This is a genomic window from Desulfobulbus rhabdoformis, assembly GCF_016919065.1.
Taxonomy (GTDB): Bacteria; Desulfobacterota; Desulfobulbia; order Desulfobulbales; family Desulfobulbaceae; genus Desulfobulbus; species Desulfobulbus rhabdoformis.
In genome coordinates, this window is record NZ_JAFFQA010000098.1 from 1 (window position 1) to 3,225 (window position 3,225).

Genomic DNA, 3,225 nt, shown 5'->3' on the forward strand with positions numbered 1-3,225 from the left:
TTCAGAAAGTTTGGTACAAAACAACAGCAGTGCTTCGGGATTTTTCCTCAGAATGGTGAAATTACCCCAGCAAGTACCGCCTCATGGCAAATTTATAAACGCAACCGGTTCAAAGCGGGCGTGGCTGTGAGAGGCATTGTTGTGAAAGAGCCGAACCTTGGTTTGTTCTATCCACTCATCGGCTTTTTTTGATCCAACAAACTGATGTTTGGCAAAATCATGAAGGTGTTCCGAGCAGTGGAAATAATCAAGGACTTGGCGGCAGGTAGGGAAATAGTCTTTGACGCAGTCCCATATCCAATCGGCTCCATCACCTACAAAACACAGGCGAATTTTATCCAGCGGGATAATGTCTTTGTCTCTTAGCTCGGCAAGGAATCCTCGAAATTCAGTGACATTGCTGATTTGATGCCAGCTTAACAGGTGAACGATCTTGTCCTTATCGAGCAAGTAACCACGGATCCCTTTAGCTTCGCGCCAGTGATGAGGTTGCCCCTTGTCTTCTGTCCTTATGGGTACCATGGCACCGTCAGCAGAAAAGACAAGAACGGGCCTCCTATAGTTTTCCTCTGAGATATCTTCAATGATTTTATATATTTCTTGAGAAGTAGGAGTGATCTCTTCAAGGCTAATTTCATCGGCGACTTGATTGGTGAGCTTATGTACAGTGTCTGCGGAAATGCCAAAACGATAAATCTCGTTCATCATTTCCGCAGCTTCATCAAAAGTTTCCTTAGCACCGAAGAGAGAAGCTATTTTTTGAACATCGTACTGGTACTTGCCATCTCTCAGATTAAGAGCATCTTCGTACGGAGTATGGACGTTTTTACATTTGGGACAAGCATAGTACGGGCATTGAATGACAATAGTGCCGATGGTGGTAACACACTCTTTTTTCTTGGAATATTTTTTATGAGCTTTAGCACCGCAACAGGTGCATGTCGGGGCTGACATGTGCCTATCGAGTTCACCTTGAATGATAATCTGGACTAATTCGGGATCTATTGACGGGTACTCTTTCCTGATCTTGTCAATTATCTCAAAAAGCGTGTTGTTGGGCGCATCAACACACTGGATAATGTGAGCAATTTTTTGATCGAGAATATTATCGTACATGTCTTTGTAACACTTGGACCAATTCCGAATTTTCCGCACTGCCGCCATGGTGTAACCTCCTGATTTTGCAGGATATTATACCATGAAAAAAGCAGCATTTAAATAAAAAACGAACGTAACATGTTAAAATTATTACGCAAAACTACCAGTCTGCAACCTGCAGAGCGATTCCATAACTATCGGATGCACCCATCGGATACTCCCAGAAATAAGTACCTGCCGAATAAGAGCCTACCCTATAAGACCTGTCCTGTTTTTCATGATCCTTTTTTCCAAGTGAGTATTTTTTGAGGGATAATATATAGAGGCTATGCGGGGAGAATTGAATAATAGATCGGTTTTATTCGTATTTTTTTGCTAGCCGAAAATAATTTGATTCTGATTCTAAATGGATTTGGTCAGGGTATTTTGATGGGCTTGCCCTGGGTTGTGTAACGAACTGATGTTTCGAGAAAAATATGAAAAAATGTTTTGGAAGAATGATACTTTCGCGAATTATTTACAATTTTGGGGCCAATAGATGCAATTTGGGACTATGTAATTAATAAATGGCTGTCTACTTACCGTGTTATCTGGATCTTGAATTCAGATAGACAGATTAAATTAGAAGCTTGAGATACAGGTAATAAGGAAACAAATATATAATATATCCAAGATAGTTAAAAAACAGAATTAACAAGTAGCAGGTGGAGGATAATAAGAATATGCTGAAAACCAAAATTTTTGGAGTAGTATTATTGATAGTATCTTTTTCAGGTGTATTCATTTCCTCCTGTTTTGCTAAAAATGAGCCGAGGTTAAATAATGGAAAAAAATGGAGGGTCGCATATTATGAAGGAGGACCATTCTCTGAGTATACTGACACAATGAGGACTCTGGTGGCAGGGCTAATTGAATTGGGTTGGATAACTAAAGAAAATCCTCCTGATTATCATCAAGAAATGCCAAAACCTTTTTTAGACTGGTTGATAAAAAGTAACAGCCCATACTTATCAATTGAGCCAGAAAATTGTTATTCTGCAAACTGGGATGACAAAGTCAGAGTTAAGTTTAAAAATGAACTTCTAAGCAAGCTTAAAAATGGCGCCATCGATTTGGTTATTGCAATGGGAACTTGGGCTGGTCAAGACTTAGCCAGCAATGATCATTCTATCCCTGTGATGGTTTTATCCACTTCGGATCCAATCAGGGCTGGAATAATCAAGAGTGCAGAAGACTCAGGGTTTGATCATGTCACGGCACGGGTTGATCCGACCCGTTATCTTCGACAGATAAGAATGTTTCACAGGATTGCAGGGTTTAACACATTGGGGATTGCATTTGAGAATAGTCCGGATGGTAAAATTTATTCTGCTCTCAATGAGGCCCGACAAGTCGCCAAGGAAAGAAATTTTCAAATTGTCACCTGCGAAGTACATGACTCAATACCGGATTTTACGGAGTCTGACCAATCCTGTTACCAATGCTATCGGGAACTTATAAAAAAGGCAGATGCAGTATATGTCACTGCTTTGGCCTGTGCAGACAGAAGAACATCTGAAATCGCAGATATTTTAAAGAATGGTTCAGTGCCTTCATTCTCATTGTTAGGTTCAAAAGGTGTAAAGGAAGGTCTGTTGCTGAGCATTTCGAGCGATTCGGGCTATGCTGAATTAGGCAGATACAATTCAGATAAATTTGGGAAAATCCTGAATGGTTCAATGCCAAGAACTCTCAACCAGATATTCAGAGACCCTCTGGATATTGCTGTTAATCTGGAAACCGCCAAAGCCATACACTTCGATATTCCGAAAAGCATCTTAAAAATCGCCACAGAAATTTACGGAGAATAGAGATGAAGCGCTGGAAAGGATATGTCATCCTCGGCGTTGTCTGCCTGTTTTACTGGTTTCTTGACAGTATTTGGTCGTATACATCTTTTGAGTTTAATTTAAAAAAGATGATTTTTAGTGAACAAGGGTCTTATTTAGATGCTATTTTGTTACAGCAAATCCCATTTTGTCCCCTGGACCGCCAATGTGAATGGTGCTGAAGAGACTTTTGGGTTTTTCTGTGGAGTTTAAGGCATATTTTCAGCGCCTTCTCAGCCCGCTGGCTGCAAGGACCATG

The 3,225-nt window shown here is 40.4% G+C and carries 2 protein-coding genes; one reads left to right on the plus strand and one right to left on the minus strand.

What is annotated here, in order from left to right:
• Positions 1–81 precede the first annotated feature (81 nt).
• Entirely contained in the window at positions 82–1,164 is a 1,083-nt protein-coding gene (locus JWJ90_RS22430; RefSeq protein ID WP_205229452.1) for an ISKra4 family transposase, read from the minus strand.
• Between the two features lie 656 nt (positions 1,165–1,820).
• Between JWJ90_RS22430 and JWJ90_RS22435 the strand changes: the two genes are divergently transcribed.
• Complete coding sequence (locus tag JWJ90_RS22435) at positions 1,821–2,948, plus strand: ABC transporter substrate-binding protein (RefSeq protein WP_205229453.1); 1,128 nt, start codon at positions 1,821–1,823, stop codon at positions 2,946–2,948.
• Positions 2,949–3,225: the final 277 nt, after the last annotated feature.

Bases quoted from the DNA above. Each gene is read 5' to 3' on its own strand.
- JWJ90_RS22430 (WP_205229452.1), bottom strand. From the start codon at position 1,164: ATGGCGGCAGTGCGGAAAATTCGGAATTGGTCCAAGTGTTACAAAGAC.
- JWJ90_RS22435 (WP_205229453.1), top strand. From the start codon at position 1,821: ATGCTGAAAACCAAAATTTTTGGAGTAGTATTATTGATAGTATCTTTT.